Annotated in this window: 26 protein-coding genes; 14 read left to right on the top strand and 12 right to left on the bottom strand. The window is 61.9% G+C overall.

Features of this window, described 5'->3' with window-relative positions:
* Nucleotides 1-21 precede the first annotated feature (21 nt).
* Nucleotides 22-498, bottom strand: a complete 477-nt coding sequence (locus QZW03_RS00885) for a peroxiredoxin (protein WP_296507470.1) — start codon at nt 496-498, stop codon at nt 22-24.
* A gap of 157 nt (nt 499-655) precedes the next feature.
* Nucleotides 656-1021 carry an Mth938-like domain-containing protein gene (locus QZW03_RS00880; RefSeq protein WP_296507468.1) on the bottom strand — a complete coding sequence of 122 codons (366 nt, stop codon included), beginning with the start codon at nt 1019-1021 and terminating at the stop codon, nt 656-658.
* A 94-nt stretch (nt 1022-1115) separates the two neighbouring features.
* Between QZW03_RS00880 and QZW03_RS00875 the strand changes: the two genes are divergently transcribed.
* The 6 genes from QZW03_RS00875 (at nt 1116) to QZW03_RS00850 (ending at nt 7273) form a co-directional block, all read left to right on the top strand.
* On the top strand, nt 1116-2342 hold the full coding sequence (locus tag QZW03_RS00875; RefSeq protein ID WP_296507467.1) for a pyridoxal phosphate-dependent aminotransferase: 1227 nt from the start codon (nt 1116-1118) through the stop codon (nt 2340-2342).
* 71 nt (nt 2343-2413) lie between these two features.
* Nucleotides 2414-3736, top strand: coding sequence for a homoserine dehydrogenase (locus tag QZW03_RS00870; RefSeq protein ID WP_296507466.1), 1323 nt, complete (start codon nt 2414-2416; stop codon nt 3734-3736).
* Between the two features lie 15 nt (nt 3737-3751).
* Nucleotides 3752-5179, top strand: a complete 1428-nt coding sequence (gene thrC, locus QZW03_RS00865) for a threonine synthase (RefSeq protein ID WP_296507464.1) — start codon at nt 3752-3754, stop codon at nt 5177-5179.
* 66 nt (nt 5180-5245) lie between these two features.
* On the top strand, nt 5246-6505 hold the full coding sequence (gene glp / locus QZW03_RS00860) for a gephyrin-like molybdotransferase Glp (RefSeq protein ID WP_296507463.1): 1260 nt from the start codon (nt 5246-5248) through the stop codon (nt 6503-6505).
* Complete coding sequence (gene moaD / locus QZW03_RS00855) at nt 6502-6753, top strand: molybdopterin converting factor subunit 1 (RefSeq protein ID WP_296507461.1); 252 nt, start codon at nt 6502-6504, stop codon at nt 6751-6753. The genes glp and moaD overlap by 4 nt, the downstream gene beginning before the upstream one ends.
* A gap of 25 nt (nt 6754-6778) precedes the next feature.
* Nucleotides 6779-7273 carry a molybdenum cofactor biosynthesis protein MoaE gene (locus QZW03_RS00850; RefSeq protein WP_296507460.1) on the top strand — a complete coding sequence of 165 codons (495 nt, stop codon included), beginning with the start codon at nt 6779-6781 and terminating at the stop codon, nt 7271-7273.
* 22 nt (nt 7274-7295) lie between these two features.
* Here the strand turns inward: QZW03_RS00850 and QZW03_RS00845 are convergent, their stop codons facing one another.
* Nucleotides 7296-7886, bottom strand: coding sequence for a hypothetical protein (locus tag QZW03_RS00845; protein WP_296507458.1), 591 nt, complete (start codon nt 7884-7886; stop codon nt 7296-7298).
* Nucleotides 7887-8046: 160 nt separating this feature from the next.
* Here QZW03_RS00845 and clpB point away from each other — a divergent pair, with 160 nt between their 5' ends.
* Entirely contained in the window at nt 8047-10638 is a 2592-nt protein-coding gene (gene clpB / locus QZW03_RS00840; RefSeq protein WP_296507456.1) for an ATP-dependent chaperone ClpB, read from the top strand.
* A gap of 64 nt (nt 10639-10702) precedes the next feature.
* On the opposite strand, the gene QZW03_RS00835 is transcribed toward clpB, so the two are convergent.
* The 4 genes from QZW03_RS00835 to QZW03_RS00820 are packed head-to-tail and all read right to left on the bottom strand — an operon-like array spanning nt 10703 to nt 14498.
* Nucleotides 10703-11443, bottom strand: a complete 741-nt coding sequence (locus tag QZW03_RS00835; RefSeq protein ID WP_296507454.1) for an ABC transporter permease — start codon at nt 11441-11443, stop codon at nt 10703-10705.
* A complete protein-coding gene (locus tag QZW03_RS00830; protein WP_296507452.1) occupies nt 11436-12374 on the bottom strand; it encodes an ABC transporter ATP-binding protein in 939 nt (312 codons plus the stop codon). The genes QZW03_RS00835 and QZW03_RS00830 overlap by 8 nt, the downstream gene beginning before the upstream one ends.
* A complete protein-coding gene (locus tag QZW03_RS00825; protein WP_296507450.1) occupies nt 12371-13561 on the bottom strand; it encodes an ABC transporter permease in 1191 nt (396 codons plus the stop codon). The genes QZW03_RS00830 and QZW03_RS00825 overlap by 4 nt, the downstream gene beginning before the upstream one ends.
* Before the next feature lie 7 nt (nt 13562-13568).
* Entirely contained in the window at nt 13569-14498 is a 930-nt protein-coding gene (locus QZW03_RS00820; protein WP_296507448.1) for an ABC transporter substrate-binding protein, read from the bottom strand.
* A gap of 116 nt (nt 14499-14614) precedes the next feature.
* Between QZW03_RS00820 and QZW03_RS00815 the strand changes: the two genes are divergently transcribed.
* Nucleotides 14615-14896 (top strand): DUF427 domain-containing protein, encoded by a 282-nt coding sequence (locus QZW03_RS00815; RefSeq protein WP_296507446.1) that lies wholly within the window; start codon nt 14615-14617, stop codon nt 14894-14896.
* 28 nt (nt 14897-14924) lie between these two features.
* Here QZW03_RS00815 and QZW03_RS00810 read toward each other — a convergent pair whose 3' ends face one another.
* On the bottom strand, nt 14925-15269 hold the full coding sequence (locus QZW03_RS00810; RefSeq protein ID WP_296507444.1) for a DUF86 domain-containing protein: 345 nt from the start codon (nt 15267-15269) through the stop codon (nt 14925-14927).
* A complete protein-coding gene (locus tag QZW03_RS00805) occupies nt 15259-15561 on the bottom strand; it encodes a nucleotidyltransferase family protein (protein ID WP_296507442.1) in 303 nt (100 codons plus the stop codon). Before QZW03_RS00805 ends, QZW03_RS00810 begins: the two co-directional genes overlap by 11 nt.
* Before the next feature lie 260 nt (nt 15562-15821).
* Here QZW03_RS00805 and QZW03_RS00800 point away from each other — a divergent pair, with 260 nt between their 5' ends.
* Nucleotides 15822-16094 carry a BrnA antitoxin family protein gene (locus QZW03_RS00800; protein WP_296507441.1) on the top strand — a complete coding sequence of 91 codons (273 nt, stop codon included), beginning with the start codon at nt 15822-15824 and terminating at the stop codon, nt 16092-16094.
* A gap of 51 nt (nt 16095-16145) precedes the next feature.
* Here the strand turns inward: QZW03_RS00800 and QZW03_RS00795 are convergent, their stop codons facing one another.
* Nucleotides 16146-17108, bottom strand: a complete 963-nt coding sequence (locus tag QZW03_RS00795) for a DUF2971 domain-containing protein (RefSeq protein WP_296507439.1) — start codon at nt 17106-17108, stop codon at nt 16146-16148.
* 242 nt (nt 17109-17350) lie between these two features.
* Nucleotides 17351-18172, bottom strand: coding sequence for a helix-turn-helix transcriptional regulator (locus QZW03_RS00790; RefSeq protein WP_296507437.1), 822 nt, complete (start codon nt 18170-18172; stop codon nt 17351-17353).
* Between the two features lie 95 nt (nt 18173-18267).
* Between QZW03_RS00790 and QZW03_RS00785 the strand changes: the two genes are divergently transcribed.
* Nucleotides 18268-19506, top strand: a complete 1239-nt coding sequence (locus QZW03_RS00785; protein ID WP_296507436.1) for an MFS transporter — start codon at nt 18268-18270, stop codon at nt 19504-19506.
* 37 nt (nt 19507-19543) lie between these two features.
* Here the strand turns inward: QZW03_RS00785 and QZW03_RS00780 are convergent, their stop codons facing one another.
* Nucleotides 19544-20041, bottom strand: a complete 498-nt coding sequence (locus tag QZW03_RS00780; protein WP_296507435.1) for an Lrp/AsnC family transcriptional regulator — start codon at nt 20039-20041, stop codon at nt 19544-19546.
* 107 nt (nt 20042-20148) lie between these two features.
* Between QZW03_RS00780 and hppD the strand changes: the two genes are divergently transcribed.
* The 4 genes from hppD to phhA are packed head-to-tail and all read left to right on the top strand — an operon-like array spanning nt 20149 to nt 23983.
* Nucleotides 20149-21246: a 4-hydroxyphenylpyruvate dioxygenase gene (gene hppD, locus QZW03_RS00775; protein WP_296507434.1), complete on the top strand. Its 1098-nt coding sequence runs from the start codon at nt 20149-20151 to the stop codon at nt 21244-21246.
* Between the two features lie 37 nt (nt 21247-21283).
* Nucleotides 21284-21829, top strand: a complete 546-nt coding sequence (locus QZW03_RS00770; protein WP_296507432.1) for a VOC family protein — start codon at nt 21284-21286, stop codon at nt 21827-21829.
* Entirely contained in the window at nt 21826-23112 is a 1287-nt protein-coding gene (fahA, locus tag QZW03_RS00765) for a fumarylacetoacetase (protein ID WP_296507430.1), read from the top strand. The genes QZW03_RS00770 and fahA overlap by 4 nt, the downstream gene beginning before the upstream one ends.
* 13 nt (nt 23113-23125) lie before the next feature.
* Complete coding sequence (gene phhA / locus QZW03_RS00760) at nt 23126-23983, top strand: phenylalanine 4-monooxygenase (protein ID WP_296507428.1); 858 nt, start codon at nt 23126-23128, stop codon at nt 23981-23983.
* Nucleotides 23984-24257 lie beyond the last annotated feature (274 nt).

The raw sequence follows: 24257 nt of genomic DNA, 5'->3' as shown, positions 1-24257 counted from the left end.
TGCATCAAAACAACAGGGCGATCAGGCAGCTTTTTTGAGGACTTTGACGGCCTTCAGGACGTCATCCACATGGCCCGGGACCTTGAGCCCGCGCCACTCTTCTTTGACCAGGCCATCGGCGCCGATCAGGAAGGTGCTGCGCTCGATGCCCTTGACCTTCTTGCCGTACATGATCTTGTTTTTCACCACGCCGAACATGTGGCACATTTTTTCTTCGGTGTCGGCAATCAATTCAAAGGGCAGTTCAAGCTTGGTCTTGAACTCATCATGGGACTTCATGTTGTCGCGGGAAACACCGAACACCTCGGCACCGGCTTTCACGAAATCTTTGTATTTGTCCCTGAATTGCATGGCTTCGGTGGTGCAACCGGGGGTATTGTCTTTAGGGTAAAAGTACAAAACCATGGTTTTCCCGACGTGGGTGGTGTTGGTCACCTTGATGCCGCCGGTAGCGTTGGCTTCGAATTCGGGAAGGGGTTTGTTGACAACAATCGCCATATGGAATTTCAATCTCGGTGTTTCAGTCCGGCACGCCGGACTGGTCAGTCATAGGGGACAGCGTCGAACGTGACAGCAATTCTTCGCTCTGGACCGCAACCCATGATTTTACTCTGAAAAGGGCCCGCCCGGACGCCTTTCCAGAGGAGCCTGCTATCTATATGAGGAGTGCAGCCACTACTTTGCGTCCTTCGCCGGACAGAAAGTTGTAAGTCCGGCACGCGGCCTGGGTGTCCATGGTTTCTACGCCGATACGCGCGCTGTAAAGCGGAGACACCCACTGCGGATGGGGAAAGCGGATTTTGTCGCCGCTCCCGAATAGCACCAGCTCGGGCGCCAGTGCCGCCAGTTCCTGAAAGTGCGCATCGGTCAGGTCCTCAAAGCGGGTGCAGACCCACGGCCGGCAGATGCCTTGGCTGCTCACAATAATGCTGCTGTGGTGTTTTTCACCGTTGACTTCGACCCAGTCAGGGCCATAGCCGGTAATAGACGGGCCTTGTGTTGCGTCGGGTATGAATTTCATGGGGAGCTTGCTGGCGGAAGTGGCAAGCGGAGTGCTTGCCGAACTGTGGTCAAATTATAGGTTTCGCCCTGTGCTGAACACTCCCGGAGGGACTTTGAAAACCATTCAGAAATCTGCCAAGCTGGCCAATGTGCTCTATGACATTCGCGGTCCCATCATGGACGCCGCCCGTCAGATGGAGGACGAAGGCCAGAAGATCATCAAGCTCAATCTGGGCAACTTGGCGGTGTTCGGTTTTGATGCGCCCGAGGAAATCCAGCAGGACATGATCCGCAACCTGCCCAACTCGGCCGGCTACTCGGACAGCAAAGGCATTTTTGCAGCCCGCAAAGCGGTCATGCACGAGACGCAAAAGCAGGGTATCGCCGGCGTGACCTTGGACGATATTTACTTGGGCAATGGCGCCAGTGAATTGATCACCATGGCCACCAACGCCTTGCTGGACAACGGCGATGAGTTGCTGTTGCCCATGCCCGACTACCCCTTGTGGACCGCGGCCACCAGCCTGTCCGGCGGCACCCCGGTGCACTACCTGTGTGACGAAAACAATGGCTGGATGCCCGACTTGGACGATATCCGCGCCAAGATCACGCCCCGGACCAAGGGCATTGTGGTCATCAACCCCAACAACCCGACCGGTGTCTTGTATTCCACCGAACTGCTGCAGGGCATCATTGAGGTCGCCCGCGAGCATGGTCTGGTCATTCTGGCCGACGAGGTCTATGACAAGGTGCTGTACGACGGTATTCAGCACACGGCGCTGGGCAGCTTGTCGACCGACGTGCTGACGCTCACCTTCAACTCCCTGTCCAAAAGCTACCGCTCCTGCGGCTACCGCGCGGGCTGGCTGGTGGTGTCGGGCAACAAGAAGTCGGCGACCGACTACATCGAGGGCCTCAACATGCTCTCGAACATGAAGCTGTGCTCCAACGTGCCCGGCCAGTGGGCGATCCAGACCGCTTTGGGCGGTTACCAAAGCATTAACGACCTGGTGTGCGAGGGCGGTCGCCTGCGCCGCCAACGCGACTTGGCCTATGAGCTGATTACCGCCATCCCCGGCGTGACCTGTGTGAAGCCGCAGGCCGCGCTGTATATGTTTCCCAAGCTGGATCCTGCGGTGTACCCCATTGCAGATGACCGGCAATTTTTCCTGGAGCTGCTGCGCGAGACCCGCGTCATGCTGGTGCAGGGAACCGGCTTTAACTGGCATGCGCCCGACCACTTCCGCATTGTTTTCCTCCCGCATGAAGACGATTTGCGCGAAGCCATTGGCCGCATTGCCCGGTTCCTTGAGAGCTATCGCAAGCGCAACGGGAACTGACTCACTCTGATTTTGATAGCTGCCCGCGCAATGTTTGCAAGGGCTAGAAGCACTTTTTACGTAGAAACGATATGAAACCGATACAAGTAGGCCTGCTCGGCATTGGCACCGTAGGTAGCGGCACATTCAATGTGCTCAAACGCAACCAGCAAGAGATTCAAGGCCGTGCCGGCCGCGGTATCGAAATCACCATGGTGGCTGACCTCGATGTGGCGCGTGCCCAAAGTGTGGTCGGCCCCGATGTGAAGGTGGTGAACGACGCGCGTGCAGTCATCGCCAACCCCGACATTGACATCGTCATTGAGCTGATCGGCGGCTACGGCATTGCCAAAGCGTTGGTGCTCGAAGCCATTGCGGCTGGCAAGCATGTGGTCACTGCCAACAAGGCCTTGCTCGCCGTGCACGGCACCGAAATTTTTGCCGCAGCATCCGCCAAGGGCGTGATGGTGGCGTTTGAAGCGGCTGTGGCCGGTGGCATTCCCATCATCAAGGCGCTGCGCGAAGGCCTGACGGCCAACCGCATCCAGTGGATTGCCGGCATCATCAACGGCACCACCAACTTCATCTTGTCCGAGATGCGCGACAAGGGTCTGGACTTTGACGTGGTGCTCAAAGAAGCCCAGCGGTTGGGTTACGCCGAAGCCGACCCGACCTTCGACATCGAAGGCGTGGACGCCGCCCACAAAGTCACCTTGATGAGCGCGATTGCCTTCGGCATTCCGGTGCAGTTCGACAAGGCCTATGTGGAAGGCATCACCAAGCTGGGCGCGGCCGACATCAAGTACGCCGAGCAACTGGGCTACCGCATCAAGCTCTTGGGCATTACCAAGCGCACGGCCGCCGGTATTGAGCTGCGCGTGCACCCCACACTGGTACCGGCCAAGCGCCTGATTGCCAATGTGGAAGGCGCCATGAACGCCGTCATGGCCCATGGCGACGCTGTGGGCACCACGCTGTATTACGGCAAGGGCGCGGGCTCTGAGCCCACTGCCAGCGCGGTGATTGCCGACTTGGTGGACATCACCCGTCTGCACACTGCAGACGCTGCCCAACGCGTGCCGCACTTGGCTTTCCAGCCGGACGCCATCAGCAACACCCCGGTCGTGGCGATGAGCGAAGTCGTGACCAGCTACTACTTGCGCTTGCGCGTGGCCGACGAGGCCGGTGTGCTGGCCAAGGTCACCGGCTTGCTGGCCGAAGCCGGCATCAGCATCGACGCGGTGCTGCAACGTGAAGCGGACGAAATCAGCGGCGAAGCGGCTACGCAAACCGACGTCATCATCCTGACCCACGACTGCGTAGAAGCCAAGATGGACGCGGCGCTCGCCCAAATGCAAGCGCTGCCCACCGTGTTGCAACCCATCACCCGCATCCGCAAAGAAGAGTTGGCGTAAACAGGAAGCTGCCGCATGCAATACCTCTCAACCCGCGGTCACCCGGACCGCAAACGCTTCTGCGAAATCCTGCTCGAAGGCCTGGCGCCGGACGGCGGCCTGTACCTTCCAGTGGCCTACCCGCAGGTGGACGACGCCACGCTGACCCGCTGGCGCAAGGTCTACCACGAGCAGGGCTACGCCTCGCTGGCGTTTGAAATTTTGTCCCTCTACATCGACGACATTCCGGCCGACGATCTGCGCACCCTGTGCGCCAAGACCTACACCGCCGAAGTGTTCGGCACCGGCGAGATCGTGCCCTTGCGCCACTTGCAAGATGGTGTCTGGATCGAAGCGTTGTCCAACGGCCCGACCCTGGCGTTCAAGGACATGGCCATGCAACTGCTGGGCAACCTGTTCGAATACGAACTGGGCCGCCGCGGCGAAGAGCTCAATATTCTGGGCGCCACCAGTGGCGACACCGGCAGCGCTGCCGAACACGCCATGCGCGGCAAAAAGGGCGTGCGCGTCTTCATGACCAGCCCGCACGGCCGCATGAGCCCGTTCCAGCAGGCCCAAATGTTCAGCCTGCAGGACGCCAACATCTACAACATCGCCATCCAGGGCGTGTTTGATGACTGCCAGGACATCGTCAAGGCCGTGTCCAACGACCTCGAGTTCAAGCGCAAATACAAAATCGGCACCGTCAACTCCATCAACTGGGCGCGTTTGCTGGCCCAGGTGGTGTACTACTTTGCCGGCTACATCCAGGCCACCGAGTCCAATGCCCAAAAGGTGTCGTTCAGCGTGCCGAGTGGCAATTTCGGCAACGTCTGTGCCGGCCATGTGGCCCGCCAGATGGGCCTGCCGGTCGACAAGCTGGTGGTCGCCACCAACGAAAACGATGTGCTCGACGAGTTCTTCCGCACCGGCGTGTACCGCGTGCGCGGCACCGCAGACACGCACGAGACCTCCAGCCCGTCCATGGACATTTCCAAGGCCAGCAATTTCGAGCGCTTTGTGTTCGACCTGCTGGGCCGCGACGGTGCGCGGGTCAAGGCGCTGTTTGGCGAAGGCCTGTCCAAAACCGGCCAGTTCGACCTGAGCGCCGACCCGGTGTTCGCGCAAGCGGCCACCAAGTACGGTTTCGTGAGCGGCAAGAGCACCCACGCTAACCGCCTGGGCACCATCCGCGCCACCTACGAGCAGCACGGAATGATGATCGACACCCACACTGCCGACGGCCTGAAGGTGGCCCTGGAGCACCTGACTGCCGGTGTGCCCATGGTGGTTCTGGAGACCGCATTGCCCATCAAGTTTGCAGCCACGGTGGTCGAGGCCCTGGGCCGCGAGCCCGAGCGGCCCCCGCAGTTTGAAGGCATTGAAGCCCTGCCCAAACGCGTGGTGGTGATGGGGGCCGATGTGGCCGCTGTGAAAGCCCTGATCGAGCGCGAGTGCGCCTGATTTTTGAGTGAAATAGCTGCCTAGCCCGCACAGCGTTTGCGCTAGCAGCTCTTGATTTGATAGCACATGACCACTGCGACTGCTGCGCCCCGTAAGCCCCTGATGCCCTTGGACGATGCGCTAGTGCAGCTGCTGGCGGCCGCCGAGCCGCTCGCTGGCGCCGAGTCGCTCGCTACCTTCGACGCTGATGGCCGGGTGCTTGCCGAAAACGTGGTTTCCTCCCTGCAGGTGCCGGCCTTCGACAACAGCGCGATGGACGGTTACGCCGTGCACGCTGCCGATGTGTTGCTAGGGCAGGTCGAGTTAGAGGTGAGGCAACGCATTGCTGCAGGCACCGCGGGGGCTGTGCTCCTGCCGGGCACTGCAGCCCGCATTTTTACTGGTGCGCCGCTGCCCTCCGGGGCCGATGCGGTGGTGATGCAAGAGGATTGCACCCGCCTGAACGACGAGCGTCACGCCGGGCCCGAAACCATCCGCATCCACAGCGTGCCTTTGCCCGGCCAGCATGTGCGCCACGCCGGGGAAGACGTGCAGCGTGGCGACACCGTGTTGGCCGCCGGCACCCGGCTGGGGCCCGCCGAACTGGGCCTGGCCGCCGGAGTGGGGCGCGCCGAGTTGAGGGTAGCCCGCAAGCCCCGCGTGGCCTTGTTTTCCACCGGTGACGAGCTCATCATGCCCGGCACCGTGGCCCCGCAGGACATGCCGCCCGGCGCTATTTACAACTCCAACCGCTTTTTCCTGCAGAACCTTTTGCGCCGTATGGGCTGTGAGGTGGCGGACTTGGGCATCGTCCCCGACAACCGGGCGGCCACTATCGCGGCACTCCAAGCCGCAGCGGCGGATAACGACGTCATTCTCACCAGCGGCGGCGTGTCGGTGGGTGAGGAAGACCACATCAAACCCGCGGTGCAGCAGCTGGGCACCCTGGACCTGTGGCAGATCGGCATGAAGCCCGGCAAACCGTTTGCGCACGGGCGCCTTGGTGCGGCGCACTTCATCGGGTTGCCGGGCAACCCGGTGTCGAGCTTTGTGACCTTTTTGCTGCTGGTGCGCCCGTTTTTGCTGCGGCTGCAAGGCGTGCAGGATGTTGCTATGAAACCCATAGCAGTCCGCGCAGACTTTGATTGGCCCCAGGCCGATAAACGTCGTGAGTTTTTGCGGGTGCGGCGCAACGCCAATGGCGGCCTGGACCTGTTTGGCAACCAGAGCTCCGCCGTGCTGACCTCGGCCGTCTGGGGCGATGGCCTGGTGGATGTGGCTCCCGGCGAACCCATTGTGTACGGGCAAACCGTGCGCTACCTACCTTTCAGCGAGTTGTTGGCATGAGAGTGACCGTGCGTTATTTCGCCTCCATGCGCGAGGCCATGGGCACCTCCAGCGAGGCGCTGGACACCGATGCGCTCACCTTGGCCCAGTTGCGTGCGGAGTTGATCGCACGCGGTGGCCGGGGCGCGGAGGCCTTGGGCACAGACCGCTCGGTCCGCATGGCGCTCAACCAGGTCATGAGTGAGCCAGACACCCCACTCGCCGCAGGCGACGAAGTAGCGTTTTTTCCACCGGTCACCGGTGGTTGATTCGGGCAGTACGGTGGCTCTCACCATGACCCATAGCAGCACACCCTGGGTGCGGATTCAGACCGCCGCGTTCGATGTAGCGGCCGAACTCGCGGCCCTGCAAGCCGGTGACCCGCGCGTGGGCGCTGTGTGCAGCTTTGTCGGCACTGTGCGCGACCGCAATGCACCGGGGGCTGCCGGTTCGGTGCAAACGCTGGAGTTGGAGCACTACCCCGGAATGACCGAAAAATCCATCGAGGTTATGGTGGACGAGGCGTTTGCGCGCTTCGACATCTACGGCGCTCGCGTGGTGCACCGGGTGGGCGTGCTCCTGCCGACCGAGGGCGTGGTGCTGGTGGCAGTGACATCTGCGCACCGGGGCCAGAGCTTTCAGGCTTGCGAGTTCATCATGGACTACCTCAAGACCCAGGCGCCTTTTTGGAAAAAAGAGACCACACCCGATGGCGCGCACTGGGTGGATGCCCGTGTGAGCGACGACGACGCGCTGGCCCGCTGGGGCATCACGGCGCGCAACGCCTGAGCCGGGCCGGGCGCAGACCCGCTTAGTTGAGGTACTTGGGCCGCTCGGCGTGGGTGAAGGCGTCCCACTCACCGGCATCGTCTTCCTGCGGTTCAGGTGCGCGCAGCACCGGTGCCTCCGTGGCACTAGCTCCGCCAATGCCCCAGCCGCTGGCCTGAAGGCCCAGGCGCAGCACATGCAGCAAGGCCAAAGCGGTTTCGCTCACCATGTTGATCTCGATGCTCCGGGCCTCGGTCTGGCCTTTGAACTTTTCGTCAAAGCGCAAGCTCATTTCCTGCTCGTTGCGCAACTGGTAGTGGGCGGTGGTAACCAGCAGAGGGCCGGCCGCATCGTCCGGCGACACCTCCTGGTAGGGAGTTTCAAAGTCGGACTGGCTCAAGGTTTCTTCTTGCTGGTAGGCGCGTACTGCATGGTCTGCCGCGCCATCGTGGCCCACGGCGCTTGCGGTGCTCAGGCTCAACTCGTGCACCGCCTTGTCCAGATGGGGAAAGAGGTTGAGCATCAAGCGACGGGTCAGCCACAGGCTTTGCTCGTCGCCCGCGGTCGAATTCATGCGCACCAGAATGCGGTCTTGTTCTGCGACGTAGCTGACTTGAAACTGGTGGACTTGCATGCGGACTCAAAGACAAAATGGCCAGAGCGCATTATCGGGCGCACAGGCCCGTATGGCGCGAGTTTGCGCTAGGTCAAACACGGCGCGCCTGGCTCACTTGAAAAGCACCCGCCGGGCCCCAAGCTGATGCATAACCGGATGAACCGCCAGGAGGAACCCCATGCGAATCGACAAACTCACCACCAAATTTCAAGAAGCTTTGGCTGAAGCCCAGACCCTGGCGCTCACCCACGACAACGCCTTTATTGAGCCGGTGCACGTGCTGGCCGCCATGATCCGCACCGACGACGCCCCCAAAGCGCTGATGAACCGCGCCGGTGTCAACGTGGCGGGCTTGCTGGCCTCGGCCGAGGCTGGCATCAAGCGCCTACCCCAGGTGCAGGGCCACGAGCAGGTGCAAGTGGGGCGCGACATGGTGTCGCTGCTGCAGGCTGCGGAAAAAGAAGCCATCAAGCGGGGCGACCAGTTCATTGCCGGCGAGCTGTTTTTGCTGGCCGTAGCCGACCACAAGGGCGACGCCGGGCAAATGGCCCGCGCCAACGGCCTGACCCGCAAGAGCCTGGAGACCGCCATTGACGCAGTGCGCGGCGGCCAGAAGGTCGATAGCTCGGACGCGGAAGACCAGCGCGAATCCCTCAAAAAATACTGTATCGACCTGACCGAGCGCGCCCGCATGGGCAAGCTGGACCCGGTGATCGGGCGGGACGACGAAATCCGCCGCGCCATCCAGGTGCTCCAGCGCCGCACCAAGAATAACCCTGTGCTGATCGGTGAGCCCGGTGTGGGCAAGACCGCCATTGTGGAAGGCCTGGCCCAGCGCATTGTGGAAGGCGAAGTGCCCGACAGCCTCAAAGGCAAACGCGTGCTCTCGCTGGACATGGCAGCACTCTTGGCCGGTGCCAAATTCCGCGGCGAGTTTGAAGAGCGGCTGAAGAATGTGCTCAAGGATCTGGCCAAGGACGAAGGCCAGACCATTGTGTTCATCGACGAGCTGCACACGATGGTGGGTGCCGGCAAGGGCGAGGGCGCTATGGACGCGGGCAACATGCTCAAACCCGCGCTGGCGCGTGGCGAGCTGCATTGCGTGGGCGCCACCACGCTGGACGAGTACCGCAAATACATTGAAAAAGACGCTGCGCTGGAGCGCCGCTTCCAGAAAATTCTGGTGGGCGAGCCTACGGTCGAGGCCACCATCGCCATCCTGCGTGGCCTGAAAGAGCGCTACGAAGTGCACCACGGTGTGGACATTACCGACCCTGCCATCGTGGCGGCGGCCGAGCTGTCGAACCGCTACATCACCGACCGCTTTTTGCCGGACAAGGCCATTGACCTGATCGACGAGGCCGCCTCCAAAATCAAGATCGAGCTGGACTCCAAGCCCGAGGTCATGGACAAGCTGGACCGCCGCTTGATCCAGCTCCAGATCGAGCGTGAGGCTGTGAAGCGCGAGAAAGACGAAGCCTCGCTCAAGCGCCTGGAGCTGATCGACGAGGAAATCCAGACGCTGCAAAAAGAAATTGCCGACCTCGATGAAATTTGGAAGGCCGAAAAAGCCACCGCCCAGGGCAGCGCCCAGGTGCGTGAAGAAATGGACAAGCTGCGCACCGAGATCGAAGCCCTGACCCGCAAGGGCGACCTGGCCAAGGTGGCGGAGCTGCAATACGGCAAGCTGCCCGAGCTGGAAAAGCGCCTCAAAACCGCGCAAGACCAAGAGGCCGGCAAGGCTGCCAGCGGCAAAGCCAACCAGCTGCTGCGCACCCAGGTGGGCGCCGAAGAAATTGCCGAAGTGGTGAGCCGCGCCACCGGCATTCCGGTCAGCAAAATGATGCAAGGCGAGCGCGACAAGCTGCTGCAAATGGAAGGCAAGCTGCACGACCGTGTGGTCGGGCAGGACGAAGCCGTCTCGGCCGTGGCCGACGCCATCCGCCGCTCGCGCTCAGGCCTGAGTGATCCGAACCGGCCCACCGGTTCTTTTCTGTTCCTCGGGCCCACGGGCGTGGGCAAAACCGAGCTGTGCAAAGCGCTGGCCGGTTTCTTGTTTGACAGCGAAGAGCACCTGGTCCGCATCGACATGAGCGAGTTCATGGAAAAGCACAGCGTGGCCCGCCTCATCGGCGCGCCGCCCGGCTATGTGGGTTACGAGGAGGGCGGTTATTTGACGGAGGCCGTGCGCCGCAAGCCCTACGCGGTGCTGCTGCTCGACGAGGTGGAAAAAGCCCACCCCGATGTGTTCAACGTGCTGCTGCAGGTGTTGGACGATGGCCGCCTGACCGACGGCCAGGGCCGCACCGTGGACTTTAAAAACACGGTCATCGTGATGACCAGCAACATCGGCAGCCAGCTCATCCAGAGCATGGTGGGGCAGGACTACGAGGATGTGAAAGAAGCGGTGACCGGTGAGCTCAAAAACCACTTCCGCCCCGAGTTTTTGAACCGGATCGACGAGACCGTGGTGTTCCACTCGCTGGACGCTGCCAACATCGCCTCGATTGCCAAAATCCAACTCGCCACCCTCATGGGCCGCCTGGCCAAGATGGACCTGACGCTGGCGGTGAGCGACGCGGCGGTGGCCGAGCTGGCCAAGGTGGGATTTGACCCGGTGTTCGGTGCCCGGCCCTTGAAGCGCGCTATCCAACAGCGCATCGAGAACCCGCTCTCCCGGCTACTGCTGGAAGGCAAGTTCGCGCCCAAGTCGACGATTCAAGTGGGCGTGGACCCGATTCTGGCGCCGGGACAGTTCAGCTTCAACTAAAGGCTGGTCAGGTGGGTTTAGAGGTGTTTTTGGCCTCTAGCCCACATGAAACCTGCGCGAGTAGCTATTGAATTGATAGCTTGCGCGCCAGCCGTTCAAATGCCATGTCGGCCGCTACGGCCAGCAGGCCCACCAGCACCGCACCTTGCAACACATACGCCGTGTTGAACCCCGAGAGCCCGACGATGATGGGCGAGCCCAGCGTTTTGGCGCCCACCGTGGACGCAATGGCGGCTGTGCCGATGTTGATGACGACCGACGTGCGCACACCCGCCAGCCACAAAGGCAGCGCCAGCGGGATCTGCACCTGGGTGAGCAAGTGCCACGGCGAGAGGCCCATGGCGCGGGCAGATTCCAGCACCGGGCGTGGCACCGACTCCAGCCCCGCCAGTGTGCCCTGCAGCACCGGCAGCAGCCCGAAGAGGGCGAGGGCTATGAGCGCTGGCAGCTCACCGAAACCCACCGCGGGCACCGCCACCGCCAACACCGCCACGGGCGGAAAGGTCTGTCCCATGGCGGCCAGTGTTTCCATCAGCGGCTTGAAGGCGCGCCCCGTCGGCCTCGTGGTGGCCAAGCCTGCGGCGGTACCGGCGAGCACTGCCACGGCGCTCGACAGCAGCACCATCCCGAGGTGCTGCCACAACAAAGTGGCCAAGGGCTCTTGCAGGTACACCGGGCGCGGGAGGGCAGGAAACAGAGCCGCGAATAAGGGTTGGGAATACGGCAGCCCATAGGCCAGCGCCAGCAGTGCTGCCACGGTCCAAGCCAGCCGGTCGGCCCACCAGTGGCCCGCTGTGTCAGCCATGCCGTGCTTCCAGCAAGTCCGCAGCCCGCACCTGGCCGAGCAGGCTGCCTTCGGCATCGCACACCCCCAGCACCGACACGCCCAGCGCCGCCATTTGCGAAATGGCTTCGCGCACCGTGGCGGTATCTGCAATCACGTGGGTGGGCGCGGCTCCCTGCACGGCTTGCACCGACGTGGCCACCGGGCGCAGTGAAAGCTGCTTGAGCCCCACGTCTGCGCGGCCTATAAAGTCGGCCACAAAGTCGCTGGCGGGTTGCTGCAGCAGCTCCAGCGGCGTGCCCACTTGCGCAATGCGGCCCTGGTTCAGCAACACGATGCGGGTGGCGAGCAGCAGGGCTTCGTCGATGTCGTGGGTGACCAGCACAATGGTTTTTCCGGTAGCGCGGTGAATGCGCTTGAGCTCCAGTTGCAGGCTAGCGCGGGTGACCGGGTCCAGCGCGCCAAAGGGCTCGTCCATGAGCAACACATCGGGGTCGGCAGCCAGCGCACGGGCCACGCCCACCCGCTGCTGCTGCCCGCCGGAGAGCTGGTGCGGGTAACGGCTGGCGTATTGGGCGGGGGCCATGTCCAGCAGCTGCAGCAGCTCGGTCACCCGGGCTTGCACGCGGGCGGGCTCCCAGCCCAGCAGCGTGGGCACGGTGGCAATGTTGCGCGCCACCGTCCAGTGCGGGAAAAGGCCCACGGACTGAATGGCGTAGCCCATACGGCGGCGCAAATCCTGCACATTGAAACTGTAGATTTCTTCGCCGTTCAGCAGGATGCGGCCACCATCGTGGTCGACCATGCGGTTGATCATTTTGAGCGCGGTGGACTTGCCCGAGCCCGAGGGCCCGAGCAACACCACCAGTTCGCCTTGGGCGATGAGCAGGTTCAGGTCGGTGATGGCGGAGGTGCCGCCATAGGATTTGCAGGTGTGGTCAAACGTGATCATGCGGCGGGCATCTCCAGCAGGGTGCCAAGCATTTTGAAAAAACTGTCTGCCAGCACCGCCAGCAGCACGATGGGAATCACACCCAGCATCACCAGCTCGTTGGCCGCGCTGAACAAGCCGTCAAACATGATGCTGCCTAATCCCCCAGCACCCACCAGCGCAGTCACAGCCGCCAGGCCCGTGGTTTGCACGACCGCGGTGCGCAGCCCGATCAGCAGCACCGGCAAGGCCAGCGGCAGCTCAACATGCCACAGTACTTGGCGTGGCGTCATGCCCATGGCGCGCGCCGCGGTGACGGTGGCTTCTGGCACCTGCTCCAGCCCGACCAAGGCCGAGCGCACGATGGGCAGCAGCGCATACAGCAGCAGCGCCAGCACCGCAGGCGCCAAGCCCACCCCGCTGATGCCCAGCCGGCCCAGCGCAGGGGCTTGGGCGGCCAGCCACGCCAGCGGCGCCATGAGCAGGCCAAAGAGGGCGATAGAGGGAATGGTCTGAATCACATTGAGCACCGGAAACAAGGTCTCGCGCAGGCGCGGCGCGCGGGTCATGCGCCAGGCCAGCGACACGCCAATGGCCACGGCCGGTGCAATAGCCAGCAGCACGATCTGCAAGTGGCGCCAGATAGCGGGCGCGAATACATCGCGGTGGTTGGCGTATTCCTTGGCAATCGACAAGTCCTGCCCCGCAGGGAGTGCCAGCAGCAGGGGCACAAGCAGTGCCGCTTGCAGCAGCAAGCGCGGCAGGGTGGCGAGCTGCAAGCGGGTGACCGCGTCCAGCGCGGCCATCCAGGCCAGCGCGGCCAGCGTCCAAAAGCCCGCACCCAGCGCGGTGCGGGTCAGCGGGTTGTCGCCTTGGCTGGCCGTGCTGGCATGGTGGCCGGCCAGCAGCCACAGGCCGGCCAGGGCGACCGCCATCACCAGCGCCACGCTGGCTTGGGTGAAGCGCTTGTGAGACTGCGTAATGGCTATGCACAGCCAGGCCACCAACAGCGCCGCACCCCAGCCGCCTTGGGCCTGCAGCACCTGCGTTAAAAAAACCGGCTCGCCAGACAGCAGCCGGTTCGGCGCGACCCGCACGAAGGGCAGGGCCCACGCGGCCCCCAGCGCCAGCACTGCACACAGCGCCAGCACCGGGTTGAAAGCGGGGGGTGTCTGTGCAGGGAGGCTGTGCGGCAAAGGGGCGCTCACCCGGCGCTTATTTCAAAAAGCCTTTGCTGCGCAAATAGGCAGACGCGACTTGCTTGGCATCCACGCCTTCGAGCTGAATGCGGGCATTCAGCTCCTGGAGGGTGGGGCCATCGAGGGTTTTGAAAATGGGCGCCAACACCGTGGCAATGGCGGGGTTGCGCTTGAGCACTTCTTCCCGCACCACGGGGGCGGGGGCATAGACGGGTTGCACGCCCTTGGGGTCTTCCATCACCACCAGGCCGAGTGCGGCCACGGGGCCGTCGGTGCCGTAGGCCATGGCGGCGTTAACGCCCGAGGTTTTTTCGGCTGCCGCTTTGATGGTGGCTGCCGTGTCGCCCCCGGCCAGCACCAGCGCCTGGTCCGCTTTCAGCTTGAAGCCGTAAGCGGCCTGGAAGGCGGGCATGGCGTCGGCGCGCTCCATAAACTCTGCCGAGGCGGCCAGCTTGAACGCACCGCCTTTGGCGATGTATTGGCCCATGTCGTCCAGGGTGCGCAGCTTGTTGGCGGTGGCCACATCTTTGCGCACCGCAATCGCCCAGGTGTTGTTGGCCGGTGCGGGCTCCAGCCAGACGAGGCGGCTTTTCTCCAGATCCATTTTCTTGGCCAGCTCGTAGCCCGCGCGCAGGTCTTTCCAGGCCTTGTTGCTCTCGTCGCCCAGCATGAAAGCGCCGTTGCCGGTGTACTCGGGGTAGAGGTCAATCTCGCCCGCCACCAGTGCTGTGCGCACCACCTTGGTGTTGCCCAGTGCTACTTTGTTTTCGGTTTTGATGCCGTTGGCCTCCAGGGCCAGCACCACGATGTTGCCCAGCAGTTTGCCTTCGGTGTCGATTTTGGAGGCCACGCGCACCGCGGTCTGGGCGTGTGCGCCCCAGCAAGCCAACAGGCCGGCGGCCAAAACCAAGAGATGACGGCGCATGAATCGGGGGGAGTGCAGCATGGTGAAGCCCTTTTAAATGAGGCCACAGGATAAGCCAATCCCCAATGACCCGAAAGCGCAGCCCGCCGGGCGGCTTGTGTTGCAATAGCAAAACCCTATTTGCCCCTGGAGCACCCATGAAAGCTATTTGGAACGGAACCACCATCGCCGAGAGCACCGACACCGTGCTCGTGGAAGGCAACCACTACTTTCCCGCCAGCAGCCTGAACCGCGATTACGTGCAGTTCAGCAACCACAAAACCAGCTGCGCCTGGAAAGGCCAAGCCAGCTACTACTCGCTCATGGTGAACGGTGAGATGAACATCGACGCTGTCTGGTACTACGCCGACCCCAAGCCTGAAGCCGAGATGGTGCGCGACCGGGTGGCGTTTTGGAAGGGTGTGCAGGTAACTGCTTGATGAAATTGTTGGACGTGAATCCGAGTTTCTACGCCTGATCCTTGAGGAGCAGCGCTTGCAGAGCGCCTAGCAGTCCCGGGATTTCGTTCTGAAGCGTCTTCCAGACCATTTCAGTGTCTATGTCAAAGTAGGCATGTACCAAGCGATTGCGCATGCCCACAATAGCGCGCCACGGAATGGAATTGTTGCCAGACTGCAAGTCTTCAGACACCTTGTTTGCGGCTTCGCCCAGGATTTCAATGGCTCGCACCACCGCGAAAAGCAGCATCTGGTCTGATTGAAGGTCTGCCTGCTTTTTGCCGCCGACAAACTTCAATGCGGCCTGGGCCGCCTCCACCATGTGGAGCAAGCGAATGCGATCTTCAGCGTGCATATTGCACTTGGGCGGTGTGCACCACTTCATCCCGGAAGTGCCGGGACAAATCGCTTGGCGTGCGCAAATCGACCTTACGTCCTCCCATGAGCGCTGACAGCTCATCTTCCAGCACGGCCATGCCAAGTAGGCCCGGTACTGCGTCAGGCTCAAAGTCCACCAACAAGTCAATATCGCTATCCGGCCGCGCAGTTCCTTTGGCCTGCGAGCCAAACAGGGCCAAGCTACGAATGTGGTGCGCTTCGCAAAACTGTTGTAGGGCTTGCTGGTTCAGAACGGTTGGTGGAGGCATAGATAAACCTGTTCGTAGATGGTTGCCGCATTGTGCCCTGATCGACGGTGTTTTCAATGGTTCGCGTTCCGCCTTGGTTTGCGAGCAGCTGGCATTTTGGAAGAGTGTGCCGGTGATTTAATGGGGGCACAATAAATAACTGTGCAAATAGAATTTGACAGCCAAAAACTGAAGCAGACGCTGACCGAAAAAGGCTTGGACTTCGCCCGCGCGGCGGAAGTATTCGAGGTAGCGCCGCATTATCAGTATGAGGAAAGCCAATGACCGCGAAAAAACCTACTACGCTCGCCACCTGGACTGACCCTGACGCCGCGCCTGAGCTGCCCGAGGCTTTCTTTCAAACGGCCGACCGCTACGAAGGCGCTGTGCTCAAGCCGCGTGGCAGGCCCCGTGCGGCCAGTACCAAAGAGGCCGTAAAAATTCGCTTGGACCCGGATGTGCCTGCCGCGCTGCGCGCCAGTGGCGATGGCTGGCAGACGCGCATTAACGATGCGCTACGGGCTTCGTTGCAGCTGGCAGGCAAGTTGGGTTGATTTTTTGATTCTGCCCCTCTCTAGCCCGCAACTAGCAATCGCAAGTTGCTACTATTTTGATAGTGCTTCGTTGTCGACACCTTGGTAAGGCTGGTAGCACAGTGCAAAGGTATCAGTCGACACAAAGGACTGGTAGACCTGAATATGGCCTGCGTCTTTGTTTTGTGAAAGTATCTGCACTATCTGTTGGGTAAAGCTGGCTTCAGCTTTACAACCGAAAGTAAGGCTCTTTACTGCCAGTGCTGGTACTTCCAGTAGATAGATGGTTTCCTCTCCAATACTTTTGGAGCAATCTGCAAGGCTCAACGGCCAAATCATCCGATGTTCTTGTTCATACGCCCAGTCAAGTCCTTTGACAAATGCGAGTTGTATGAATGTGTCGTTTCCATCAATTTTCGAAATGCTGGGCCGGGTGTCTGCGTATGAGACTCTGCGTAGGTACCCGAACTCGTCAACGCTACTCCGACGGCGGTGAAATGTCGGGTGATTCTCGTCAAACTCCACGACGACTCCTTCGTGGCTTTTGGCATAGTGCGCCCACATCAAAGGATTATTTGAGCTCCCACTTAGGCACAACATGCCCAACGACTCTGCTGCACTCTGGCGCAATGCATTTTCAGTATCTGAGTTCCAAGTAGGTAGCTGGTCGTAGATAGCCTTTTGAGCTTGAACTCTTATTGCATGAAGTTCTGCGCTTGATGTGATTTGCAAGAGTGTTGCCAAGTCTTCCTCTGTTTCGCAATCAAAAAGGTACCGTGCTAACGCACTCAACGCCGGATTGTTCGTACCTTCACTTTTATGTGGAAGTTTGGCAGCTATCTTCATAGCTACTTCCTTTGATAAATCTTGCGCTCTTGTACTTAGAAATTTTTGAACTGCAGCTTCTGAAAATGCGTCAAAACTTGGGCGCATTTCGAATGGATCATTGACACGGTTCGGTGGTGTGAGACGCATCGCCCAGGTAGTCAAATAACGCTCAGCGTTTTCCGGAGAAAAGTATTTATAAACACTCATGTATCTGGCCTCGGCTTATGCGTTTAGTCGGGAATTTGTAGTTTGTTGAAGCGGTGATCGGCCGCTTAAGAATGTCGTCCGGCTGATGCGTGGACGGCGCCAGACCGAATAATGAAGGCTTGCGCTGCGGCGTGTTTGGTGTTGTGTTCTCCCAAGCGGAAGATGATAGCTAGGCCGCGACACACTCCTTATTTTTAAGCCAAAAGTGCCTCTAGCCCACACAAAACATGCGCAAGCAGCTCCTATTTTGATAGCGTTTTGGCCTGAAAGTGGCTCGGCGCTTTGCCCATGCTGTGCTTGAACATGGCGGAGAACGCGCTGTCGCTGGCGTAGCCCGCAGCAGCCGCCACTTGGGCGATGGGCACGCCGCGGGCCAGCTGGGGCAGGGCGTGGGCCAACACGGCTTGGGTGCGCCACTGCTGGTAGCTGGTGCCCAGCTCGTCGCGGAAGAGGCGGGCCATGGTGCGCTCGCTGGCGCCCACATCGGCCACCCATTCACGCAGCTGGCCTTTTTCGGCCGGGTCGCGCAACACGGCTTCGCACAGGGCGCGCAGGCGCTTGTCGCCATGCTCGGGGTGGGGCATAGGCACGCCCAGGGCCTGGGTGTCGGAGCGGGTCACCTCGTCGGCGGTCAGGGCCATGAGGGCGGTGTCGCGCGGGCCGGGCTCACTGCCTTCGAGCGCGTGCACCAGCTCGCGCAGCAGCCGGCTCACCACTAGCACGCGGCATTCGGTCCAGTTGGCGGGCAGCACGCTGGGGGCAATGTCTACAGTGCGCAGCTCGGCAGTCTCCAGCACCACCACGTTGTGCTGCACGTGGGGCGGAATCCACACCGCGCGGCTGGGCGGCACGATAAAGGTGGTTTGCCGCTCGCCCTGCGTCACGGTGACTTGCATGAGCCCGCTGGCGCAGTAGGTGAACTGCGACCAAGGGTGCTGGTGGGGCTCGATGTGTGCGTCCATAGCCAGCGAGCGGGCCCGGCTGCGCACAGGGCGCTCGGTAGTGGGCGGGCGCTTGGCGGAGGTGTCAAACGACACGGGGGTGAGCGGGGCCTTGCGTTTCATGGGCGTTGATCGTCGGGTCAGGTTTGGCGGGTTTTCGACAATTATTGTCTTTTTGTCGTAATCAAGAAAGCACCTGCGCCCGTACGATGCGTTGCATGACCACTGCCACCCTCTCTTCGCCCGCCGCCGCTGCGGCACCCGCCGTTCCCTTGAAGCAAGACGCCACCGTGATCGGCCTGATCGGGCTGGCCCACGCCAGCTCCCACTTTGGCCACTTGATATTGCCGCTGCTGTTTCCGGTGTTCATGAAAGAGTTTGGCCTGAACTACTCGCAGCTCGGCTTGCTGATGACGGCGTTTTTTGTGGTGTCGGGCGTGGGCCAGGCCTGCGCGGGTTTTGTGGTGGACCGCTTTGGTGCGCGCCCGCTCATGTTCATGGCGCTGAGTTTGTTTGTGGTGGCCTGTGTGACGGCCTCGTTTGTCACGGGCTACGCCGGCCTGATGCTGGTGGCGGTGCTGGCCGGTTTGGGCAACTCGACCTTTCACCCTGTGGACTTCACCATCCTGAACCAACGCGTGTCCACCCCGCGCCTGGGCTATGCGTTTAGCGCGCACGGCCTGAGCGGCAACCTGGGCTGGGCGCTGGCGCCGGTGTTTTTTGCGGGCTTGGGCGCCATCATCGGTTGGCGGCAGACCTATCTGGCCGCTGCGGGCTTGTTTGTGGTGGTGATGGGCGTGCTCTTGACCCAGCGCCAGTACCTGCACACCACGGTGGCCCGCAAAGTGGCGCCCGTGGCAGGCGGCCCGCAGGCCGAGCACGACATGGCCTTTATGAAGCTGCCGGTAGTGTGGTGGTGCTTCGGCTTCTTTTTGCTTTCGACCATGACGCTGGCGGTGGTGCAGAGCTACGCGGTGTCGATTTTGAAAGCCATGCACGGCGTGAGCTTTGAGGCGGCTACCTACACCATTTCTTCTTACATGCTGTGTGGCGCGGTGGGCATGTTCATTGGTGGTTTTGTGGCGGCCAAGTCGCAACACTCCGACCGCGTGGTGGCCTGGGCCATGGCGGTGGGTGCGGCGCTGTTGGCGCTCTGCGGCACCGGCTGGCTGGGTGCAACCGGCACTATGGTGGTGTTGGCGATTACGGGTTTTGCGGTGGGCATTGGCGGGCCGTCGCGCGACATGATGATTAAAAAGGCCACGCCCAAGGGCGCTACCGGCCGGGTCTACGGGCTGGTGTACTCGGGGCTGGATACCGGCTTTGCCATTTCGCCCTTGGTGTTTGGCGTGTTCATGGACCGGGGCTGGTACGGCGCCACGCTGGTGGGCGCAGGTTTTGTGCTGCTGCTCAGCGTGGGCGCGGCACTGGGAGTGGGGCGGCGCACCGTCAAGTAAGCCCCGCTGCGCGGCGCACGAGTTAGCGCCCCACAGCTCAGCGCCGCAAATGCCCCAGCGGCAGCTCGGTGCTGCTCTTGATGCAGCCCAGCACAATATTGGAGCGAATGCTGCCCACACCCTGAATGCGGGTGATGCGGCGCAGCACCTGCTCCGACAGCACGGCCAGGTCCGCACACACGATGTGCAGCATGTAGTCGGACTCACCGGCTACCGAGTAGCACTCCAGCACTTCGGGGATGCTGCCAATCTCGCGCTCAAAGGCTGTGCCCTCGTCGCCGCCATGGCGGGTCAGGGTCACATAGCTCATGGCGCGCACGCCCAGGCCCAGGGCCTGCGGCTCCAGCAGCGCCACATAGCGGCGAATCAGGCCCGCGGCCTGCAGGCGCTGCACCCGCCGGCTCACCTGTGAGGCAGACAAATGAATTTGCTCGCCAATTTGCTGGTGGGTGGCATAGGCATCGCGCTGCAATGCGGCGAGAAGGCTTACATCAAACCCGTCGAGCAGCGAATCTTCGTTAGAGGTGCTTTTCATGCACAAATTATGCGGCATTGAGGGTTTTCCTGTGAAGTTATGCAAACCCATTGCACGCACTTCTGCCCACAATTCACTATCTTTTGCATCACCTAGAGGAGCCCGCTATGACCACCCCCCACACCGATTTGTTTGAGAACCCCATGGGCCTGATGGGCTTTGAGTTTGTGGAGTTTGCGTCGCCTTTGGCGGGCATTATTGAACCCGTGTTTGAGCGCATGGGCTTCACGCTGGTGGCCAAGCACCGCTCTAAAGACGTGGTGCTGTACCGCCAGGGCGGCATCAACTTCATCGTGAACCGCGAGCCCAAAAGCGTGGCCGGCTACTTTGCTGCCGAGCACGGGCCGAGCGCCTGCGGCATGGCGTTTCGGGTGAAAGATTCACACATTGCGTATAAGCGCGCCCTCGAATTGGGTGCCCAGCCGGTAGAGCTGCGCCCCGGCCCCATGGAGCTGAATCTGCCCGCCATCAAGGGCATTGGCGGCGCGCCGCTGTACCTGATTGACCGCTATGAAGATGGCAAGTCCATTTACGACATCGACTTTGAATTCCTGCCCGGCGTGGACCGCCACCCCGTGGGCCACGGCTTCAGCGTGGTCGACCACCTCACGCACAACGTGTACCGGGGCCGCATGGCGTATTGGGCCGACTTCTACAGCAAGCTGTTTAACTTTCAGGAAATCCGCTACTTCGACATTCAGGGCGAGTACACCGGCCTGACCTCCAAGGCCATGACCGCGCCGGACGGCTTGGTGCGCATTCCGCTCAACGAAGAAGCGCGCCAGGGCGGCGGGCAGATTGAAGAGTTTTTGATGCAGTTCAACGGCGAGGGTATTCAACACATCGCCCTGCTGTGCGAAGACCTGCCGGTCGCGATCGACAAGTTGCAAATGGCCGGCATTCCGCTGCTGACTGCGCCCAGCGATCTGTATTACGAGAACCTGGCCAAGCGCCTGCCCGGCCACGGCCAGCCGGTGAGCGATTTGCAAGCGCGCGGTATTCTGCTGGACGGCACCACCGAGGGGGGCCAGCCGCGCCTGCTGCTGCAGATCTTCTCGCAACCATTGTTGGGCCCGGTGTTCTTCGAATTCATCGAGCGCAAAGGCAACTACCGCGAGGGCTTTGGCGAAGGCAATTTCAAAGCGCTGTTTGAATCGCTGGAGCGCGACCAGATCAACCGTGGCGTGCTCGAAGCTGCCAAGTGAACCCAGGCGAATCCAGACGGACCGAGGAGACAACACTATGAAAATCGACCGCATTCACCACGTGGCCTACCGCTGCAAAGACGCCAAAGAAACTGTGCTCTGGTACCAGAAGATGCTGCACATGGACTTTGTGCTGGCCATTGCCGAAGACCTGGTGCCCTCTACCCGCGCGCCAGACCCTTATATGCACATCTTCATGGACGCAGGGCAGGGCAATGTGCTGGCGTTCTTTGAGCTGCCCACGCAGCCGCCCATGGGCCGCGACCCGAACACCCCCGAGTGGGTGCAGCACATCGCCTTTCGCGTGAAAGACCGCGCCGAGCTGCTGGCGTTCAAGGCGCACCTGGAGGCGCAGGGCGTGGACGTGTTGGGCGTGACCGACCACGGCATGTTCCACAGCATCTACTTCTTTGACCCCAACGGCCACCGCCTGGAACTGGCCTGCCCGGACCCGGAAGAGGCCGCAAAAATTGCGATGGCCGACGCTGTGAAATGGCAGATGCTCGAAGAGTGGAGCGTGACCAAGCGCGCACCCAAACACGCCGCCTTTTTGCACGCCAAAGAACTGGGAGCCCAAGCATGAGCGCAGCGCTGACCACTCTGGACGCCACCCACGCGCCCGACACCCAGAGCTGGGTGGAGAGCGCCAACGCGCCCGACACCGACTTCCCCATCCAAAACCTGCCCTTTGGCCGCTTCCGCCACAACGCGATGGAGCCTTGGCAAATTGGCGTGGCCATTGGCGACCGCGTGCTGGACCTGCACGCCGTGGGCCTGGTGGACCACAACGACATGCACCGCCTCATGGCCCTGCCGGTGGCCGAGCGCCGCGCGCTACGCCTAGCCCTCTGGGAGGGCTTGCGCGCAGGCTCGGCTCTGCAAAAAGTGTGGGCCGACGCACTCTTGCGCCAAACCGAAGTGGAGCTGGGTCTGCCTTGCGAGGTGGGCGACTACACCGACTTCTACACCGGCATCCACCACGCCACTACGGTGGGCAAGCTCTTCCGGCCCGACAACCCGCTCTTGCCCAACTACCAGTGGGTGCCCATTGGCTACCACGGGCGCGCCAGCAGCATTGGCGCCAGTGGCCAGCAATTTCACCGCCCTCGCGGCCAGACGCTCAAGCCCGGCGCCAGCGTGCCCGACTTCGGCCCCACTGCGCGGCTGGACTACGAGCTTGAAATGGCCGCCTGGAGCGGCATGGGCAATGTGCTGGGCGCTCCTGTTTCTATAGCGGATGCCGAAGAACACATCTTCGGCCTGACCCTGCTCAATGACTGGAGCGCGCGCGATGTGCAGGCCTGGGAGTACCAGCCGCTGGGCCCGTTTCTCGCCAAAAACTTTGCGAGCACCGTGTCGCCCTGGTTGGTGACGCTGGAGGCGCTGGCCCCGTTTCGCGCGGCGTTTGAGCGGCCAGCGGCCGACCCGCAGCCGCTGCCGTATCTGGACAGCGCGCACAACCGCAGCGCAGGCGCCATCGGCGTGCAGCTCGAAGTCTGGCTGCAAACCCCCGCCATGCGGGCCGCAGGCAGCGCAGGCGTGCGCCTCTCGCAATCCAACCTGCGCGACGCGTATTGGACGCTGGCGCAGTTGGTGGCCCACCACACGGTGAACGGCTGCAACCTGCGCAGCGGCGATGTGCTGGGCACCGGCACCTTGTCCGGCCCACAGCCGGAGCAGGGCGGCTCGCTCTTGGAGCTGACTCTTGGCGGCAAGCAGGCGCTCACGCTGGCCAATGGCGAGACGCGCACCTTTTTGCAAGACGGCGACACCATCATCTTGCGGGGCAGCTGCCAACGCGAAGGTGCGCGCCGTATCGGCTTTGGCGACTGCCGGGGCACGGTGCTGGCGGCACACGCGGCCTGAGGCGAGGGCGGACATGGCACACGACCACACCATCCCCCAGCGCTGGGAGCACTACAGCGCCCAAGACCACGCGGTGTGGAAGACGCTGTTTGAGCGCCAGACCGCGCTGCTGCCGCACCTGGCTTGCCGCGAGTTTGTGGAGGGCATGCAAGCGCTGCCCCTGAGCGCGGAGGCAATCCCCAACTTTGCGGCGCTCAACGAAGTGCTGCAGCCGCGCACCGGCTGGCAGGTGGTGGCCGTGCCGGGCCTCGTGCCTGACGAGGTGTTTTTTGAGCACCTGGCCCACCGCCGCTTCCCCAGCGGCAACTTCATCCGCAGTGCAAACCAGCTGGACTACCTGCAAGAGCCCGATGTGTTTCACGACGTGTTCGGCCACGTGCCCATGCTCATGCACCCGGTCATGGCGGACTTCATCCAGCTCTATGGCGAGGCGGGGCTGCGCGCGCAGCGCATCGGCAAGCTCACCGAGTTGGCGCGCGTGTATTGGTACACGGTGGAGTTTGGGCTGGTGAAAGAGCAGGTGCAGGGCGAGGGCGGTGCGCAAGAGGCGCTGCGCATCTATGGCGCAGGCATTGCGTCCAGCTTTACCGAGAGCGCGTTCTCGGTGCAAAGCGCTTCGCCCCACCGCATCGGTTTTGACCTAGAGCGCGTCATGCGCACCCACTACCGCATCGACGATTTTCAGGAGTGCTACTTTGTGCTCGACAGCTTGGACGACCTGCTGGCCCTTGCTCGCATTGACTTTGACCCGATCTACGAGCGGCTGAACAGCGGCCCTAGCTACGTGCCGGGGGATGTTTTGTTGGATGACAAGGTGTTCCAGCGCGGGGATGGGCGTTACGCGCAGGGGCGGGTGACGGTTGAGGCCTGAGTTTTAAGAGAAATAAGCCTCTAGCCCTCGTAGATATTGCGCAAGAAGCTATCTATTTGGTAGCAATTTGCCCAGCGCGGCGCTATTGCTGACGCTTGGATTGTCCGCCGCATGAGCAATGGTCGCCAAAATCACGATCACAATGAGGAGACCTATTGCGGAGCACTTTGTGCTACCGGAGGGGGGCATTTGTGAGGCTCAACGGGGAATCTGCCTGGCACGCTGGGGGATGTTTGGCAGCGGGCAACGCAATGACACTGAAAGCCAACTGCTG

It is taken from the genome of Rhodoferax sp. (genome assembly GCF_013297935.1).
In the GTDB taxonomy this organism is placed as follows: Bacteria; Pseudomonadota; Gammaproteobacteria; order Burkholderiales; family Burkholderiaceae_C; genus Allorhodoferax.
Note: the sequence above shows the minus strand (reverse complement) of the source record. Positions and strands in the feature narration are given on the sequence as shown.

What these genes read in the sequence shown, in the direction of transcription:
- QZW03_RS00885 (WP_296507470.1), bottom strand. Translation starts at nt 498, where the DNA reads ATGGCGATTGTTGTCAACAAACCCCTTCCCGAATTCGAAGCCAACGCT.
- QZW03_RS00880 (WP_296507468.1), bottom strand. Translation starts at nt 1,021, where the DNA reads ATGAAATTCATACCCGACGCAACACAAGGCCCGTCTATTACCGGCTAT.
- QZW03_RS00870 (WP_296507466.1), top strand. Translation starts at nt 2,414, where the DNA reads ATGAAACCGATACAAGTAGGCCTGCTCGGCATTGGCACCGTAGGTAGC.
- thrC (WP_296507464.1), top strand. Translation starts at nt 3,752, where the DNA reads ATGCAATACCTCTCAACCCGCGGTCACCCGGACCGCAAACGCTTCTGC.
- glp (WP_296507463.1), top strand. Translation starts at nt 5,246, where the DNA reads ATGACCACTGCGACTGCTGCGCCCCGTAAGCCCCTGATGCCCTTGGAC.
- moaD (WP_296507461.1), top strand. Translation starts at nt 6,502, where the DNA reads ATGAGAGTGACCGTGCGTTATTTCGCCTCCATGCGCGAGGCCATGGGC.
- QZW03_RS00850 (WP_296507460.1), top strand. Translation starts at nt 6,779, where the DNA reads ATGACCCATAGCAGCACACCCTGGGTGCGGATTCAGACCGCCGCGTTC.
- QZW03_RS00845 (WP_296507458.1), bottom strand. Translation starts at nt 7,886, where the DNA reads ATGCAAGTCCACCAGTTTCAAGTCAGCTACGTCGCAGAACAAGACCGC.
- clpB (WP_296507456.1), top strand. Translation starts at nt 8,047, where the DNA reads ATGCGAATCGACAAACTCACCACCAAATTTCAAGAAGCTTTGGCTGAA.
- QZW03_RS00835 (WP_296507454.1), bottom strand. Translation starts at nt 11,443, where the DNA reads ATGGCTGACACAGCGGGCCACTGGTGGGCCGACCGGCTGGCTTGGACC.
- QZW03_RS00830 (WP_296507452.1), bottom strand. Translation starts at nt 12,374, where the DNA reads ATGATCACGTTTGACCACACCTGCAAATCCTATGGCGGCACCTCCGCC.
- QZW03_RS00820 (WP_296507448.1), bottom strand. Translation starts at nt 14,498, where the DNA reads ATGCTGCACTCCCCCCGATTCATGCGCCGTCATCTCTTGGTTTTGGCC.
- QZW03_RS00815 (WP_296507446.1), top strand. Translation starts at nt 14,615, where the DNA reads ATGAAAGCTATTTGGAACGGAACCACCATCGCCGAGAGCACCGACACC.
- QZW03_RS00810 (WP_296507444.1), bottom strand. Translation starts at nt 15,269, where the DNA reads ATGCACGCTGAAGATCGCATTCGCTTGCTCCACATGGTGGAGGCGGCC.
- QZW03_RS00805 (WP_296507442.1), bottom strand. Translation starts at nt 15,561, where the DNA reads ATGCCTCCACCAACCGTTCTGAACCAGCAAGCCCTACAACAGTTTTGC.
- QZW03_RS00800 (WP_296507441.1), top strand. Translation starts at nt 15,822, where the DNA reads ATGACCGCGAAAAAACCTACTACGCTCGCCACCTGGACTGACCCTGAC.
- QZW03_RS00795 (WP_296507439.1), bottom strand. Translation starts at nt 17,108, where the DNA reads ATGAGTGTTTATAAATACTTTTCTCCGGAAAACGCTGAGCGTTATTTG.
- QZW03_RS00790 (WP_296507437.1), bottom strand. Translation starts at nt 18,172, where the DNA reads ATGAAACGCAAGGCCCCGCTCACCCCCGTGTCGTTTGACACCTCCGCC.
- QZW03_RS00785 (WP_296507436.1), top strand. Translation starts at nt 18,268, where the DNA reads ATGACCACTGCCACCCTCTCTTCGCCCGCCGCCGCTGCGGCACCCGCC.
- QZW03_RS00780 (WP_296507435.1), bottom strand. Translation starts at nt 20,041, where the DNA reads ATGAAAAGCACCTCTAACGAAGATTCGCTGCTCGACGGGTTTGATGTA.
- hppD (WP_296507434.1), top strand. Translation starts at nt 20,149, where the DNA reads ATGACCACCCCCCACACCGATTTGTTTGAGAACCCCATGGGCCTGATG.
- QZW03_RS00770 (WP_296507432.1), top strand. Translation starts at nt 21,284, where the DNA reads ATGAAAATCGACCGCATTCACCACGTGGCCTACCGCTGCAAAGACGCC.
- fahA (WP_296507430.1), top strand. Translation starts at nt 21,826, where the DNA reads ATGAGCGCAGCGCTGACCACTCTGGACGCCACCCACGCGCCCGACACC.
- phhA (WP_296507428.1), top strand. Translation starts at nt 23,126, where the DNA reads ATGGCACACGACCACACCATCCCCCAGCGCTGGGAGCACTACAGCGCC.